The organism is Frondihabitans sp. OV104, from assembly GCF_057787745.1.
In genome coordinates, this window is record NZ_CM173541.1 from 2,490,082 (window position 1) to 2,505,795 (window position 15,714).

Sequence of the window (15,714 nt, forward strand, 5' to 3'; positions counted from 1 at the left end):
TGCGTGCAGGGCCGCCCCGCGTCGGCGGGGGCTGGTCGGCGTCGGCGGGCGGGCGGAGACCCGCCGAACCCGACGCACGCCCGCCGACGCGGTGCCCGCCGTGGGGCGCCCGCCGTGGGGCGCCCGCCGTGGGGCGCCCGCCGGGAGGGCCTAGCGCGCCTCGGCAGCCGCCTCGGACGACGGAACCACGGGCGACGACGCCGCCGCGGCCGCCAGCTTCTTCGGCGCGATCCGACCGAACAGGGCGTGCGACGCGTTCGAGAAGGCCCAGACGGTGATCATCATCGCGATCGACGGGAACGCCGCCGACCACCAGCGCCCGGTGAGCGCGTCGTTCGTGGCCGACGAGATCATCGAGCCCCACTCCGGCGTCGGCGGGCGGAGTCCGACTCCGACGAAGCCGAGGGCTGCGGTGAGCAGGATGCTCGTGGCGAAGAGGAACGACATGTTCTCGAGCGCCACCCAGATCGAGTTCGGCAGGACATGGCGCGCCAGCAGCTTCAGCTCGTTCTGGCCGGCCATGCGGGCGGCGTCGAGGTAGGCCTCCTTGCGGACGCGGAGCACCTCGATGCGCACGAGCCGCATCTGGATCGGCGCGAGGATGATCGCCATGCCGACGGTCAGCGATATGACGCTGGCCCCGAAGAACGACACGATCACGAGGCCGAGCAGGATGGCCGGCACCGCCTGGAGGAGGTCGAACAGGCGCGTCGTGCCGCGCGCGACGAGGCCGGCCGCGCCGCGTGCCGACTCGAACCAGCCGATCCCGAGGCCGAAGACGACCCCGATGACCGTGCAGAGCAGCGTGGTGGCGACAGCGATGACGAGGTTGTAGCGCGCCGCCCCGATCACGCGGGAGAACACGTCGAGGCCGACGCTGTCGGTTCCGAACAGATGCGCCATCGACGGGGCCGACGACACCGCGCCTGAGATGGTGGTGGCGCTGTACGGCGTGAGGAAGGGCCCGACGATCGCGAGCAGCACGATCAGGAGCGACGGCAGCAGCAGGAGGAAGTCGATCCGGCGGCGCGGGAGCTTCGCAGAGTACTTGCGGCGCTCGGCGCGGGCCGCGGTGAGCGGCAGGGTGGCGGTGGTCATCAGTTGCTCCCTACTGAGCCCGGACGGCGCCGGGGGTCGACCGTCATGACCGCGAGGTCGACGATCATGTACACGATCAGGGTGATCCCGGCGACCACGAGCAGGAAGCCCTGGATCGCGGGGTAGTCGGTCGAGAGGACGGCCTTCACGGCATACGAGCCGAGGCCGGCGAAGCCGAACAGCGACTCGAGCACGATGGTTCCTCCGACGAGGTAGCCGAACATCTGGCCGACGAGGGTGACGACGGCGGGGGCCGCGCGGCGGTAGACGCTGAGGACGGTGGCGCGTCGGCCGCTGCCGGTGGTGATGCGGAACGCGGTGGCGGGATCCTGGATCGCGCCCTGGAGGCTCGACACCAGCACCTTGATGACGACGGCGGACGACGCGATCGCCATGACCGCGATCGGCAGCACGAGGTGGGCCGCCATGGAGATCGCACCGGCCGTGTAGCCCTGGATCAGCGTGTCGAGGAAGGGGAACCCGGTGATCACGGTCTGCGTGGGCAGGTCGGTCGACAGGCGCCCGAGCGGAGCCGGCGCGATGTGCAGGACGGTGAAGAAGACGAACAGCGCCCACACCGCCAGCACGAACTCGGGCAGGGCGCCCGCGGCTCGCGAGTAGACCAGCACGATCCTCGCGAGCACCGTCTTGGGGTGGAACACGGCGACGTACGACAGCACCAGGCTGAGCAGCACCGTGAAGAAGAGGCCCTGGACGGCGAGCTCGAGGGTTCCCGGCAGGCGTGTGCCCATCTCGCTCATGACGGCCCGGCCGGTCTGGATCGAGCTGCCGAAGTCCAGGTGCAGGATCTCGACGATGTAGCGGCCCAGCTGCGACCAGACGCTGCCGTCGAGCCCCAGGGCCCTCTGCATCGTCAGGTACGCCGCCTGGGTGTAGTTCGGGCCGAGAACGCTCGCCACCGGGTCGCCGGGGACCAGGCGGAGCAGCAGGAACGTGATGATCGCGAACACGAAGAGGTGCAGGGGCAGGAGCAGCACGCGGGTGATCCACCAGCGCTGCCGCGACAGGAACTCAGGCAACTTCGGCCTCCAGGGTCTCGGGCACGGCGCGGTAGCCCGCGAGGAGCTTCTTCGTGTAGTCGGCCTCGGGCTCCGTGACGACGCGGCGCGTGGAGCCCGCCTCGACGAATTCGCCCTGGAACATGACCCGCAGCTCGCTCGAGATGAATGAGGTGGCGGGCAGACCGTGCGAGATGAAGATGATGCCGGCCTCGCGGTCGCGGTGGTACGTCTTTAGGAAGTTCAGGATGCCGCCCTGCACGGAGACGTCGAGGGCCGACACGACCTCATCGCAGACCAGGATGCGCGGCTCGACGATCAGGGCCCGCGCGATCGCGAAGCGCTGGCGCTGACCGCCCGAGACCCCCTCGGAGGGGCGATCGGCCATCTTCGGGCTGAGGCCGAGCAGCTCGACGACCTGGTCGGTCTTCTCGTAGGCGTCCTTGCGGCTGAGCCCGGTTAGGCTCATCGCCGGGTACATGATCGACTCGCGCAGCGAGTGGCGCGGGTCGAACGACGACGTGGTGTCCTGCCCGATCAGCTGAACGTCGCGGCGGAACTGCATCAGCTTCGGCTTCGACGCGCGGATGTCGGCGATCTCCTCGCCGTTGTAGCGGATCGAGCCGCTCGTGGCGGTCTCGAGCGCGCAGAGCATGCGTCCGAGTGTCGACTTGCCCGAGCCGGACTCGCCGATGATGCCGACCGACTGGGTGTTCGAGAAGCGGTCGGTGAGGCCCTTGACGGCGACGTGGCCGCGGCGCTCGGAGCCGAAGCGCTTGACGACGTCCTCGAGGACGAACTCGGCGGCGTTCATGCGGCGGCCCCCTGCTTGGCGGCGCTCGTCGACGCGGTGAGGAAGAGGTCGAGCGTCGGCAGCTCGTCGTCGTCGAGGTGCTCGAACGTCGGCACGCAGGCCAGCAGGCCCCGGGCATAGGGATGCGTCACCGTCTCGGTCAGGGTCGCCGATGCGCCCTGATCGACGAGGGCGCCGTGGTACATGACCAAGGTGCGATCCGAGAACTCGGTGCACATGGCGATGTCGTGGCTCACGATCAGGAGGGCCGTCCCGAGCTCGGTGGTGAGGCTCGTCATCAGCTCCATCGACAGACGCGACAGCGAGGCGTCGAGCGCGCTGGTCGGCTCGTCGGCGATCAGGAGGCGCGGGGCCGAGGCGAGAGCGAGGGCGAGCATCACGCGCTGGCGCATGCCGCCGGACAGCTCGTAGGGCTTGGCCTTCATGACGCGCTGGGTGTCAGCGAGGCCGACGCGGTCGAGCCAGTCGATGGCGCGCACGCGCGCCGCCTTCTTCGACATGCGCTCGACGTTGCGGAGGATCGCGACGAGCTGGTCCTCCACGCTCCACACCACGTCGAGCGACGTCGAGGCGTCCTGGAACATCATCGTGATGCCGGGGATGCGCTCGGGGAGGACCGCGCCGGCGTTCCGCTCGATGGGGGCGCCGTCGAAGGTCAGCGCCGTGCTCGTGACGTCGATGCGCTCGTCGGTCAGGAGTCCTGCGACTCCTCGGGCGAGCGTCGACTTGCCCGAGCCGGACTCGCCGACCAGGGCGACGACCTCGCCGCGGCCGATCTGGAAGGTGACCTCGTCGACCGCTCGCGTCGGGGTGCCCGGGTACTGGATGCTCAGATTCCTGACGTCGAGGAGGGACTCTGCGCTCATCGGTGTGCTCTCATGCTCGATCGTGCCTTTCGTCGAGGGATCGGACCGGGGCCCGAGTCACTAGACGAGATCGTTCGGCGGGCCCCGCGAACGTGGGACAATTCTGGGCGACGGGTGTTTCGAATCGACCCGCGGATCATTACGGTGACATTTCGCCACCCTGGCGAAAAGTCCTGACCCGGGGCCGAAACAATCGCCGACTTTGCTTACGCCGCCCTAGCGAAATCAGACTGAAACGATTGGCGTCATCGGCTGAAACAGCCGACTTCGACACTTGCGGAGACCTCCCCCCTCACACACCTGGAGTACGCAGTGTTCAGTAGCAGTCGTTCTCGAAATACGCGGCCCTCGTACCGGCGGCTCTTAGCCGCCGCGGCGGCCGTGACCGCAACCGTCCTCGTCCTCACCGGCTGCAGCAACCTCGCGCCCAAGCAGACGACCGGCAAGACCGTCGTCGAGGTCCTCCCCGCCCTCGCCACCCAGCTGAGCTTCGACACCAGCTTCGCGCTGACCGCCGGCTACTTCGACACCGGCGACTACCTGTTCAACGACCTGATCACCCAGAAGTACGTCGCAGGCGACCAGAAGGACACCCAGGACCAGGACATCTACAACTTCACCGGCGTCCTCGCCAAGAGCTACACGAAGTCGGAGGACGGCCTGACCTACACCTTCAACCTCCGCCACGGAGTGAAGAGCCAGCGGGGCAACGAGCTCACGAGCGAAGACGTCCTCTGGTCGTTCGAGCGCAAGATGAAGGCCGCGACCAGCATCGTGCCCTACGTCATCACGCCGGCGCTCACGGACCTCAAGCAGATCACCGCGCCCGACAAGTACACGGTGAAGTTCACGGTCGCGAAGGCCGCCTACGGCTTTACGCTGCTGTCGAACCTCAGCGACATCGTCGGCCAGATCTACGACTCGACGTTCCTCAAGAAGCACGTCACCAAGGACGACCCCTACGCGACCAAGTTCTCGTCCGGCCGCTTCGACTTCGGCTTCGGCGCCTACAAGGTCGCCAGCGTCACCGAAGGCTCCGAGATGGTGCTCGAGGCGCGCACCGACACCGGGCTCGCCAACACCCCCACCATCACGAAGATCATCCAGCGCGTCGTCGCGGATGCCGGCAACCGGGCCACGGCTCTCAAGAACGGCGACGCCGACGTGGCTCTCGGGCTCCTGCCCGCCGACCAGGCGTCGCTGGAGAAGGACTCCGGCGTCCTGGTCCCGAAGAAGGCCCGCAACGGCTACGTCGCGATCCAGCTCAACGTGAAGACCGGCCCGTTCAAAGACATCGCGGTGCGCAAGGCGTTCACCACGGCGATCGACTACGGCCAGGTCATCGACGGGGTGCTCCAGGGCCGAGCGACCAAGAAGAACACCATGCTCGATTCGGGCGCTCCCGGCTACGACGGCTCGGGCCTGCCCGACTACAGCTACGACGCGGCCACGTCGAAGAAGGTGCTGAAGGCCGCCGGCTACACGACGAACATCCCGGTCACGCTGACGGTCGCCAACGACAACCAGGCGATGGTCGACACGGCCGTCGCGATCAAGAGCTCGGCCGAGGCGGCCGGATTCGACATCACCGTCGACTCCGTCCCCACGGCTCAGGCTCAGGAGCGCGGCACCAAGGGCCAGACCGAGGCCAGCCTGTTCACCGGTGAGGCGCTCGCGCTCTCGCAGGGCTACCAGCTCGGCCTGCAGACCACGCCCGGCTCGTCTTCGAACTACTCGCAGTACGACGACCCGACGTTCGCGAAGCTGCTCGCCACGGCGAACGACGTGCCCGACCCGCTGACCGACGAGGGCGGCAAGGCCTACAATGCCGCCGAGAAGCGCTGGCTCGGCGACCAGATCGCCGCGATCTACATCGCGCAGCCGGCCTCCGACTCGGCCGTCTCGTCCAAGCTCCACGGCTGGACCTGGCGTCTCGACCACGCGGTGGACCTCTCGGTCATGACCAAGGACTGACCCGCGCAGCAGAAGGCCCCCGTCGCACCAGCGGCGGGGGCCTTCTCGTGTTCCTCTCGCGCAGGAACTGCGGTCAGTCGGCGAGCAAGGCCACGCGGTCCGCCCTGAAGTGCGTGAAGCTCAGCTCCCGCACCACGCCGTCGTCGGCCGTCAGCACCATCTCGCGCAGGATCATCGGACTGCCGACCGGCACTCGCAGCGACAGGGCCGTCCGCGCGTCGCTGCGCACGGCCTCGACGCTCGACTCGGTGCGGGCCAGCTCGCGCCCGAACAGCCGGCGGAACAGGTCGCCCATGGTGCCGACGTCGGCGCCGGGGACGTGCGCCCTCCAGGCGCGCGAGATCGGGTCGAGGTCGCTCGAGAGATGGTACGAGACGCGCACGAACAGGGGCTCGTCGTCGAGGGTGGCGTGCTGCTCGAGCATCGCCACGGTGTCCTGATCGGTGTGCATGCGAGCGCGGATCAGCGGCGACGACGAGACCAGGGCGTGCTCGATGACGCGGAGGCGCACCTCGGCCTCCTCGCCGGTGTCGAGGAGGAGCCGCTGGTGGTCGGTGTGAGCGCCGAACGGGATGACCACGAGGGGTTCGGGCTCGATCCTGCGCCCCGGTGTCGGGGTCTCGGGTGCGAGGTCGTCTCCGGTGTCGGCCGCGATGCGCGAGATCCACGCTTGGGCGCGGCGCTGCACGAGCTCGGACGGCGGGACGGGCTGGGCATCACTCGGCGTCATCGGTCTTCTCCGGCTCGGAGTGCAGGTGCGCCTGCGTCTTCGACAGGGTCGACCTGTCGCCGCGGAAGTGCGTGAAGCTGTACTCGCGGGCGCGACCCTGGATGTCGTAGCTGTACTGCTGGCGAAGGAGCAGCGGGGAGCCCTCCTCGACGCCGAGCAGGCGGGCGGTGCGTTCGTCGGCGCCGACCACCTCGACGCGGTTGCGCAGGAAGCCGAAGGCGCAGCCGTACAGCTTGCCGAACTCCTCCTTGAAGGTGCGGCGCATCGTGGCCGTCACCTCGAGCGCCTCGGCCGGATTGCTCATCTCAGGCATCGCCAGGGGGTGGTTGTTGGTCGCGGTCGTCTCGAACGACTCGACGCGGTCGACGAAGTTCTGCGGGTCTTCCAGCAGGGGCACGACGCCGGTGCGCAGGAAGATCGGCGAGTCGCCGTAGACGCCGAGCTGGACGTAGCTGAGCGTGTAGTCGGCCGGCGCGCCCATCAGGTCGGCGACGATCGGGGGCGTCGGGATCACGCCGTCCTGCAGGGTCACGACGCCGAGGTCGTAGGCGTCGTCCTGCGGGTGCGGCGTGAAGTCGCGCGGCAGCACCTGGTCGACCTGGAAGTCGACGATCCGGTTGGTCAGGAGGGTTCCGCGCCGCGGCGCCCGGCTGATCAGACCGTCGGCGACCAGCATCGACAGCGCCACCCGGACGGAGTTCCTGCTGGCCCCGAACTCCTTCGAGATGCTGAGCTCGTGGAAGCGGTTGTTCTCGGCGTCGGCGATGCCCGCGCGGATGCTCGCCCGGAGCTGCTCGTACGTGCGTCGCGAGGACGTGTGGAGAGGGGCCTGCTGGAGCTGGCGCTGCTTCTGGAACTGCGCCGCCCGCTGCTCGTTGAACGTGTAGGACATAGTCGGTCGCACCATCCCTATTTGCGTGAGTGGACCCACCGTACGGCCGGTTTCGCATCTGGGCGACACCTGACGTCAAATCGACTCGACAGCGTAATACGCGAGAAATACGCCCCGTTCGCGGCTGTAATACGCCGCCCCTTGACTGGTTCCACAGGCACGGGTCGTCTTCGGCTCCGGTCGCCGACGACTCCTGAACGAAAGGGCACGCAGATGTTTCACATGGGATGGTTCATGGGCACCGGGTTCGGCGTCTACAACTGGAATCAGCGCTGGTCGGGCAACGTCGGAAGCGACGTCGGCAACCCGCAGCTCTTCATCGACATGGCGACCTCGCTGGAGCGCGCCGGCTTCGACTACATGATGATGGAGGACTCCTCCGTCCTCCCCAACGTCCACGGCGGCACCTTCGAGTCGAGCGTGAAGAGCGGCGGCACTATCCGCTTCGACCCGATCCCGCTGGTGCCCCTGCTGACGAACGCGACCCGGCACATCGGCATCGTCGCGACGATCTCGACGTCGTTCTACCACCCGTTCATGGCGGCGCGCCTGTTCTCGACGCTCGACCACATCACCGAGGGCCGCGTCGGCATGAACCTGGTGACGTCGAGCAACAAGTCGGCCATGCAGAACTACGGCCTCAGAGACCTGATCCCCCACGACGAGCGCTACGACCGCGCCAACGAGTGGGTCGACGTCGTCAAGGCGCTGTGGGACTCATGGGACGAAGACGCGGTGCTCATGGATGAGGCGCAGGGCGTCTTCGCCGACCACACGAAGGTGCACACGGTCGACTTCGAGGGCAAGTACTACCGCTCGCGCGGCCCGCTGAACACGATCCCCGGCCCGCAGCGCCACCCGGTCATCTGCCAGGCCGGCGGCTCGGACGTCGGCCGCCAGTTCGGCGCCCGCAACGCCGACACCATCATCGCCGCGGTCAAGGGCGTCGAGGAGATGAAGGCGTACCGCGACGACATCACGGCCCGCCGCGAGGCGCTGGGCCTCGACCCGAACGGCGTCAAGGTGCTCTACCTGGTGTCGCCGATCATGGCCGACTCGAAGGGCGAGGCCGAGGCGAAGGACCAGGCGATGAAAGACGCGACCGCCGCCAACATCGACGCGCAGGTCGCCGGCTTCTCGTACTTCACGAGCACCGACTGGTCGAAGTTCGACTACGACGCCCCCTTCCCCGACCTCTCGAAGAACGAGGGCCACCAGTCGACGATGAACGACTGGGCACGTTCGGGCGCCACCATCCGCGAGGCGGTCATGAACCACCGCACGCAGGAGTCCGTCCGTCTCGTCGGCACACCGGAGTCGGTGGCGCAGGAGATGGAGGAGCACATGGACTACGCGGGCGGCGACGGCTACCTGATCGCCATGCCGGTGACGCGCAAGAACATCACCGAGATCGCCGACGGCCTCGCCCCGGCCCTCCGCCAGCGCGGCGTGATCCGCCCGTCGTACGACAAGGCCACGTTCCGCGAGAACCTCCTGGCCTACTGACCCGCCTTCCGCCGACCCGAAAGGACACCCCCGTGTTCCACCTTGGATGGTTCCTCAGCTACTACCCGCAGGGCTGGAACGAAGGCCACAGCGACCGCGGCAACTACTTCCCGAACCCGGACGCCTACGTCGACTTCGCCAGGGCCCTGGAGCGCGCCGGCTTCGACTACATGATGATCGAGGACGGCAGCTTCATCCCCGACGCCTTCGGCTCGTCGATGGAGTACTCGCTGTCGACCACCTTCGCGGCGCCCAAGCACGACCCGATGGCCCTGGTGCCGCTGCTCGCGCAGGCGACGGAGCACATCGGCATCATCGCCACGATGACGACGACGTTCTACCCGCCGTTCCTCGCGGCTCGCCTCATGACGACGCTCGACCACCTGTCGCACGGCCGCGTCGGCTTCAACCTGGTCACCAGCCACAACGACCGCACCGCGCAGAACTACGGCCTCGACAAGCAGTACCCGCACGACGAGCGCTACGCGATCGCGACCGACTGGGCCAAGGCCGTCACGGCGCTGCTGACCTCGTGGGACGACGACGCCGTCCTGGACGACGTGGAGGCCGGCGTCTACGCCGACCACACGAAGATCCACCAGGTCGACTACGAGGGCACCTACTTCTCGACGCGCGGGCCCCTCAACGCCCCGCCCGGCCCGCAGCGCCTCCCGGTCATCTGCCAGGCCGGCGGCTCCCCCGTCGGCCGCGAGTTCGCGTCGACCTACGCCGACACCATCGTCGCCCCCAGCGGCACCGTCGAGTGGATGAGGGAGTACCGCAAGGACATCCGCGCCCGCGTCGCGGCCCACGGCCGCAACCCCGACGACGTCAAGGTCATGTTCCTGACCGACTTCATCATCGGCGACACCCACGACGACGCCCTCGAGCTCCAGCGGCGCAAGCAGGCAGAAGCGGAGTCCGACGTCTCGAAGACCCTGGCCCGCATGTCGTTCGCCTCGGGCATCGACTTCGCCGCGTTCGACCTCGACCAGCCGGTCCCGGCGTTCGAGACGAACGCCGCCCGGACCACGACCGACGCGTTCTTTAAAGGCCGCGAGCACCTGACGCTGCGCGAGATCGCGACCCAGCTGCCCCCGAGCCTGACGATCGTCGGCTCGCCGGCGACCGCGGCCGACCAGATGGAGGCCGTGATGGAGGAGGTGGGCGGCGACGGATTCCTGATCGGGTCGTCGGTGACGCCGCGCGCCGTCGCCGACTTCGCGGGCGACCTCGCCCCCGAGCTCCGCCGCCGCGGCCTGATCCGCGACGGCTACGCCGACACCACGTTCAAGAACAACCTCCGAGCGTTCTGAGAGGCCGATCCGTGACCGACATGTTCCACCTGGGCTGGTTCACCAACTTCGCCCCGCCTCCGTGGGAGGGCCAGTTCTCCGGCCACAACGGCGAGACCTGGGCGAACGGCAGGTTCTACCAGGACCTCGCCCGGGCCCTGGAGCGCGCTCGCTTCGACTACATCATGCTCGAGGACAGCTCGATGGTGTCCGACGCCTACGAGGGGTCGTCGCGCGCCGACCTGAAGCACCACCTGTACGCCCCGAAGCACGACCCCCTCGCTCTCGTCCCGCTTCTCGCCGCGGTGACGACGAGCCTCGGGATCGTGGCGACGGCGTCGACGAGCTTCTACCCGCCCTACCAGCTGGCCCGCACCATGACCACGCTCGACCACCTGAGCCGCGGCCGCGCCGGCTGGAACATCGTGACCTCCAGCGAGGACCGCGCAGCCCAGAACTACGGCCGCACCAAGCTGCAGGAGCACGACGGCCGCTACGACCGGGCCGACGAGTTCGTGCAGGTCGTCGACGCGCTCTGGAACTCCTGGGACGACGGCGCCATCATCCAGGACCGCGAGACGGGCAGGTACGTCGACCACACCAAGGTCCACACGATCGACCACTCCGGCGAGTACTACTCGGTGCGCGGCCCGCTCAACACGGTGCCCGGCCCGCAGCGCAGGCCGGTGATCTGCCAGGCCGGCGGAAGCCCGCGCGGCAAGCGCTTCGCGGCCGAGCACGCCGACACGATCATCGCCCAGTCGCGCGGCCCCGAGCGCATGAAGGAGTTCCGCGACGACATCCGCCGCCTGGCCGCCGAGGCCGGGCGCGACCCCGACGACATCAAGGTGCTCTTCATCGTGAGCCCCCTCGTCGCTGCCAGCGATGCCGAGGCGCAGGAACTCCAGGCCTCCTCGAAAGCGCAGGCTGAGACGAACGTCGAGAAGGCCCTCGCTCACCTGAGCGCGCTCACCGAGGTGGACTTCTCTCAGTTCGACCTCGACGCGCCCGTGACGCAGGACATCACCACCAACGGCCACCGCACGACGCTCTCGGAGTTCCTGAAGCTCGGCGACGACGGCCGCACCCTCCGCGAGGTCGCCGCCGGCTGGAGCATCAGCGCCGTCGACCTCGTCGGCAGCGTCGAGTCGGTCGCCGACCGAATGGAGGAGGTCATGGGATACGTCGGAGGCGACGGCTTCCTGATGTCGGGGCCGATGACGCGCACCTACATCGGCGAGATCGTCGACGGCCTCGTTCCTGAGCTCCAGCGCCGCGGCCTGACCCGCAGCGACTACCTGCCCCAGGGCGCCACCTTCCGAGAGAATCTGAGGTCCTTCTGATGCCGAGCACGCCGACGACGCGGATGCGACTGGGCTGGTTCATCAACTTCCTGACCCCGGCGTGGAACCAGCCGTGGTCGGGTACCACCGGCGACGAGTGGATGAACGGCGACTTCTTCGTCGACATGGCGAGGTCGCTCGACCGCGCCAGCTTCGACTGCATGATGCTGGAGGACAGCACCTATATCTCGGACGTCTACGGCGGCTCGGCCGAGGCCGAGCTCAAGTTCACCGTCCGAGCGCCGAAGAGCGACCCGCTTCCCCTGATCCCGCTGCTGGCGGCGGCGACAGAGCACCTCGGCTTCGTCGCGACGATGTCGACAAGCTTCTACCAGCCGTTCCTGCTGGCGCGGCTGCTCACGACGCTCGACCACCTGACGGACGGCCGGGTCGGCTGGAACGTCGTGGTGTCGGGCGGCAAGCTCGCGGGCAGGAACTTCGGCATGGACGAGCTGCCCGCGCACGACACCCGGTACGAGATCGCCGAGGAGTTCGTCGAGGTCGTGCAGAAGCTCTGGACGTCGTGGGACGCCGACGCCGTGGTCATGGACCGCGCCACCGGCACCTACGTCGACTCGACCAAGGTGCACACGATCGATCACCACGGCCCGCACTTCGACGTCCGCGGACCGCTCAACGCCCTGCCGCCGCTGCAGGGCAGGCCGCCGATCTTCCAGGCCGGCGGGAGCTCGGTCGGGCGCTCGTTCGCCGCGAAGCACGCCGACACGATCGTGTCGAGCGCCAAGGGCGTCGACGAGATGCGCGACTACCGCGACGAGGTGCGGGCGAAGGCCGTCGAGTTCGGCCGCAACCCCGACGACGTGCGGATCCTGTACATGATCTCGCCCTTCGTCGAGGCGACCGATGAGCTCGCGCGGCGCCGACGCGAGGAGCGCTTCCAGATCACGGACGAGCGCGCGAGACGCCGCCTCCTGATGATGTCGGACGAGATCGACATGGCGCAGTTCCCGCTCGACGAGAAGTTCCCGGACATCGTGACGGACTCGAGCAAGAGCATCACCGATGCCTTCCGCAAGTGGGCGGGCGACCGCACCCTGCGCGAGGCCGCAGCGTCGGACGAGTTCGAGGCGGTGCCCCTCGCCGGCACACCGGCGACCGTCGCCGACGAGATGCAGCGGGTGTTCGAGGAGGTCGGCGGGGACGGGTTCCTCCTGTTCGCCGGCGGCGGCGGAATGCTGACCCGCCGCTACATCGACCAGATCTGCGACGGCCTCGTGCCCGAGCTGCAGCGGCGCGGTCTGGTGCGGACGGTGCAGCCGTCCGGCACGTTCAAGCAGCGGCTCACGTCGGAGGCGTGAGCCCGAGGTCAGGCGCCGAAGGCGTCGCGGATGGTGACCGACGCCAGGCCCGCGGCGGTCAGCCTGGCCAGCACGTCGGGCAGGACCTCCTGCATGGCCTCGTAGTTGACGTGGCCGATGACGACGGCTCCCGGGGCGAACTCGGTGTCGACGGAGGCGAGGAGTTCCTGCGCCCCCTTCGCCGGCCCCTCCGCGAGGAGGCCGGACCACATCACCTGGCGGGTCCAGCCGGCGCTCGCTGCGGCGGCGTCGGTCCGCTCGTCGCGCGGGCCGTTCGGCGGACGGAAGTACGGCTTCGTCGACACGCCCCAGAGGCCGACGAAGTGCGCCTCGTTGCGCTCCAGCTCGTCGACGATCTGCTCGTCGGTGAGCGTCATCAGCTCGGTGTGCGACCAGGTGTGGTTGCCGACCTGGATCTGGCCGGACTCGACGAGCGGCGCGAAGAGCTCGGCATGCTCGGTCCAGCCGGGGTAGCTGCCGACCGGGAAGATCGTCATCCGTGTCCCCGACTCCGCGGCGAACAGCGCGAGGCGGCGGATCGACTCCGCGTTCGTGCCGTCGTCGATGGTCCAGGCGACGCTCCCCGCGCGAGCGGCGTCGTCGGGCAGGGTGCGGATGAGTGTCGTCGTCTCGGTCATGCCCCGACGGTAGGGGCGGCGTATTGCGCGCCGATTGCGCCGCCCCTGCGAAATGAAGCGAGACGCGGGCGACTCGGAGGCGAAATACGCCCCGCATAGCGTCCAGGCATGCCCAAGAAACTGCACCTCGCCTGGTTTTTGAACTTCTCGTCGCCCTCGTGGCTCGGCCCGTTCGACGGGACCAACGGCGAGGACTGGATCGACGGCGACTTCTACGTCGACATCGTCCGCGCCATGGAGCGGGCGAAGTTCGACTACGTGATGTTCGAGGACTCCCTGATGGTGTCGGACGTCCACGGCGGCTCGATGGCGACCGACCTCAAGTACAACATGTACGCCCCGAAGCAGGATCCGCTGCCGCTCATGGCGAAGCTGGGCGAGCACACCGACCGGATCGGCCTGGTCGCGACCGCGTCGACGAGCTTCTACCCGCCGTTCATCCTGGCGCGTCTGTACGCCACCCTCGACAACCTCACGCACGGCCGGATCGGCTGGAACGTCGTCACCTCGAGCGAGGACCTCGCCGCCCAGAACTTCGGCCTCGACGAGCTCTACGAGCACGATCAGCGCTACGAGATGGCCGACGAGTACGTCGGCGTCGTGAAGAAGCTGTGGGACTCGTGGGACGAGGGCGCGCTCGTCCGCGATCGCGAGACCGGCGTCTTCGCCGACCACACGAAGGTGCACCCCATCCACCACGAGGGCGCCTTCTTCAAGGTGCGCGGTCCGCTCAACGCGATGCCCGGCCCGCAGCGTCAGCCCGCGCTCTGCCAGGCCGGCGGCAGCCCCCGGGGCCGCGCATTCGCCGCGAAGCACGCCAACACGATCATCTGCTCGGCCACCGGCGTGGCCGAGATGAAGCAGTACCGCGACGACATCCGCCAGAAGGCCGTCGAGGCGGGGCGGAACCCCGACGACATCAAGGTGCTCTACGTCGTCACGCCCGTGCTCGACGAGACCGACGAGCTCGCCCAGGCGAAGGCCGCTCGCCGCGCCGTGCCGAGCGATGCCGGCCTCGAGCTCGCGCTCGCCCATCTGAGCGCCCTCACCAACGTCGACTTCACGCAGTTCGCGCTCGACGAGGTGCCGCCCGCGATCACGACGAACGGGCACCGCACCACGCTCGAGGCGTTCCTGAAGAAGGGCAAGCCCGATGCGACCCTGCGCGAGCTCGCCTCGATGCCGTCGCTGAACGCCGTGCCGTTCGTCGGCTCGCCGGCGACCGTCGCGAGGCAGATGGAGGAGGTCATGGAGGAGGTCGGCGGCGACGGCTTCCTGTTCTCGGGCGCACTGAGCCGCCAGTCGGTCGCCGAGATCGTCGACGGCCTCGTACCCGAGATGCAGCGGCGCGGCCTCGCCCGCACCGAGTACGAGTTCGGCACCTTCAAGGAGAACCTGCTCGCCTTCTGACACTCGGCCGAGCCCGCAGCCCCCACCGCGCCGCCGCCGCCCCCTGGCTGGCAGCTCCCCCCAGGCTCGCGAATGTAATATACGGCGATGCCGTACACGCTCAGCCACGCGATCATCGCTCCCCTGCTCGCCCGGGCGCGGCTGCCCCTCGCAGCCGTGGCGTGCGGCGCCATGGCGCCCGATCTTCCACTGTTCGCGCGCTGGCTCGACTACGACATCACGCACTCCGCCCTCGGTGCGATCTGGGCGTCCCTCCCGATCGCCCTGGGGCTGCTCGTGATCTGGCGCCTCGTGCTGGTCCCGGTCCTGCCTCGACTGCTCCCCCGCCCTCTGGCGCGGCGCGTCCCCGGCCGGACGGCCGCCGCGCCTCCGGCGATCCTGGTCGCGGGCTGCGTGGTGGGCGTCGCGAGCCACCTCGCCTGGGACTCCTTCACGCACGCGTCCGGAGCGGCGGTCGTCGCCCTGCCGGCCCTCAGAGCAGAGGTCGTCGGACTCCCCGCTCACCAGTGGCTGCAGTACGCATCGTCACTCGCAGGTCTCGCCGGGCTCGGAGCTCTCGGCGCTCGATGGCTTCGCCGCGCGCCGACGACCACCGACGCACGGGGAGCCTCCTGGGCGTGGTGGACAGCGGGCATGGCCGCCTGCGTGGCCATCGGGGGCAGCACGACCGGGCTCGGCCTGCTGCTCTCCGTCGACATTCGGCCGGCCGTGGTCGGCGGCGTCACCATGGCTACGTCAGCCGCGGCGCTCCTGCTGGTCGGCGCCGCCCTGGTGACCCGCCTCCGCCGCGCGAGCAGCTGATCCGAGGCG

14 protein-coding genes are annotated in these 15,714 nt (G+C 69.0%); 7 read left to right on the top strand and 7 right to left on the bottom strand.

Going from position 1 to position 15,714, the window contains the following annotated elements:
* Nucleotides 1-150: 150 nt before the first annotated feature.
* The 4 genes from AC3CBB_RS11715 to AC3CBB_RS11730 are packed head-to-tail and all read right to left on the bottom strand — an operon-like array spanning nucleotide 151 to nucleotide 3,797.
* Nucleotides 151-1,098, bottom strand: coding sequence for an ABC transporter permease (locus AC3CBB_RS11715; RefSeq protein ID WP_488624702.1), 948 nt, complete (start codon nucleotides 1,096-1,098; stop codon nucleotides 151-153).
* A complete protein-coding gene (locus AC3CBB_RS11720; protein WP_488624703.1) occupies nucleotides 1,098-2,138 on the bottom strand; it encodes an ABC transporter permease in 1,041 nt (346 codons plus the stop codon). Before AC3CBB_RS11720 ends, AC3CBB_RS11715 begins: the two co-directional genes overlap by 1 nt.
* Nucleotides 2,131-2,931 carry an ABC transporter ATP-binding protein gene (locus AC3CBB_RS11725; protein ID WP_488624704.1) on the bottom strand — a complete coding sequence of 267 codons (801 nt, stop codon included), beginning with the start codon at nucleotides 2,929-2,931 and terminating at the stop codon, nucleotides 2,131-2,133. Before AC3CBB_RS11725 ends, AC3CBB_RS11720 begins: the two co-directional genes overlap by 8 nt.
* Complete coding sequence (locus tag AC3CBB_RS11730; RefSeq protein WP_123505489.1) at nucleotides 2,928-3,797, bottom strand: ABC transporter ATP-binding protein; 870 nt, start codon at nucleotides 3,795-3,797, stop codon at nucleotides 2,928-2,930. Before AC3CBB_RS11730 ends, AC3CBB_RS11725 begins: the two co-directional genes overlap by 4 nt.
* Nucleotides 3,798-4,178: 381 nt before the next feature.
* Between AC3CBB_RS11730 and AC3CBB_RS11735 the strand changes: the two genes are divergently transcribed.
* On the top strand, nucleotides 4,179-5,771 hold the full coding sequence (locus AC3CBB_RS11735) for an ABC transporter substrate-binding protein (protein WP_158614178.1): 1,593 nt from the start codon (nucleotides 4,179-4,181) through the stop codon (nucleotides 5,769-5,771).
* 73 nt (nucleotides 5,772-5,844) lie between these two features.
* On the opposite strand, the gene AC3CBB_RS11740 is transcribed toward AC3CBB_RS11735, so the two are convergent.
* Nucleotides 5,845-6,501, bottom strand: coding sequence for a UTRA domain-containing protein (locus tag AC3CBB_RS11740; RefSeq protein ID WP_123505493.1), 657 nt, complete (start codon nucleotides 6,499-6,501; stop codon nucleotides 5,845-5,847).
* Nucleotides 6,488-7,393, bottom strand: coding sequence for a GntR family transcriptional regulator (locus AC3CBB_RS11745; RefSeq protein WP_158614179.1), 906 nt, complete (start codon nucleotides 7,391-7,393; stop codon nucleotides 6,488-6,490). The genes AC3CBB_RS11740 and AC3CBB_RS11745 overlap by 14 nt, the downstream gene beginning before the upstream one ends.
* 213 nt (nucleotides 7,394-7,606) lie before the next feature.
* On the opposite strand from AC3CBB_RS11745, the gene AC3CBB_RS11750 reads away from it, so the two are divergent.
* Genes AC3CBB_RS11750 through AC3CBB_RS11765 form a run of 4 tightly spaced genes read left to right on the top strand, consistent with a single transcriptional unit; the run spans nucleotide 7,607 to nucleotide 12,856 of the window.
* Nucleotides 7,607-8,899: an NtaA/DmoA family FMN-dependent monooxygenase gene (locus AC3CBB_RS11750; RefSeq protein ID WP_488624705.1), complete on the top strand. Its 1,293-nt coding sequence runs from the start codon at nucleotides 7,607-7,609 to the stop codon at nucleotides 8,897-8,899.
* Between the two features lie 32 nt (nucleotides 8,900-8,931).
* A complete protein-coding gene (locus tag AC3CBB_RS11755; RefSeq protein ID WP_488624706.1) occupies nucleotides 8,932-10,215 on the top strand; it encodes an NtaA/DmoA family FMN-dependent monooxygenase in 1,284 nt (427 codons plus the stop codon).
* Between the two features lie 20 nt (nucleotides 10,216-10,235).
* Nucleotides 10,236-11,537: an NtaA/DmoA family FMN-dependent monooxygenase gene (locus AC3CBB_RS11760; RefSeq protein ID WP_488626744.1), complete on the top strand. Its 1,302-nt coding sequence runs from the start codon at nucleotides 10,236-10,238 to the stop codon at nucleotides 11,535-11,537.
* Nucleotides 11,537-12,856, top strand: a complete 1,320-nt coding sequence (locus AC3CBB_RS11765) for an NtaA/DmoA family FMN-dependent monooxygenase (RefSeq protein WP_488624707.1) — start codon at nucleotides 11,537-11,539, stop codon at nucleotides 12,854-12,856. Before AC3CBB_RS11760 ends, AC3CBB_RS11765 begins: the two co-directional genes overlap by 1 nt.
* An 8-nt stretch (nucleotides 12,857-12,864) precedes the next feature.
* On the opposite strand, the gene AC3CBB_RS11770 is transcribed toward AC3CBB_RS11765, so the two are convergent.
* Entirely contained in the window at nucleotides 12,865-13,494 is a 630-nt protein-coding gene (locus tag AC3CBB_RS11770) for a polysaccharide deacetylase family protein (protein ID WP_488624708.1), read from the bottom strand.
* Between the two features lie 108 nt (nucleotides 13,495-13,602).
* On the opposite strand from AC3CBB_RS11770, the gene AC3CBB_RS11775 reads away from it, so the two are divergent.
* Both AC3CBB_RS11775 and AC3CBB_RS11780 read left to right on the top strand, forming a co-directional pair.
* Nucleotides 13,603-14,904 (top strand): NtaA/DmoA family FMN-dependent monooxygenase, encoded by a 1,302-nt coding sequence (locus tag AC3CBB_RS11775; protein WP_488624709.1) that lies wholly within the window; start codon nucleotides 13,603-13,605, stop codon nucleotides 14,902-14,904.
* 87 nt (nucleotides 14,905-14,991) lie between these two features.
* Nucleotides 14,992-15,705, top strand: a complete 714-nt coding sequence (locus tag AC3CBB_RS11780; RefSeq protein ID WP_488624710.1) for a DUF4184 family protein — start codon at nucleotides 14,992-14,994, stop codon at nucleotides 15,703-15,705.
* Nucleotides 15,706-15,714: the final 9 nt, after the last annotated feature.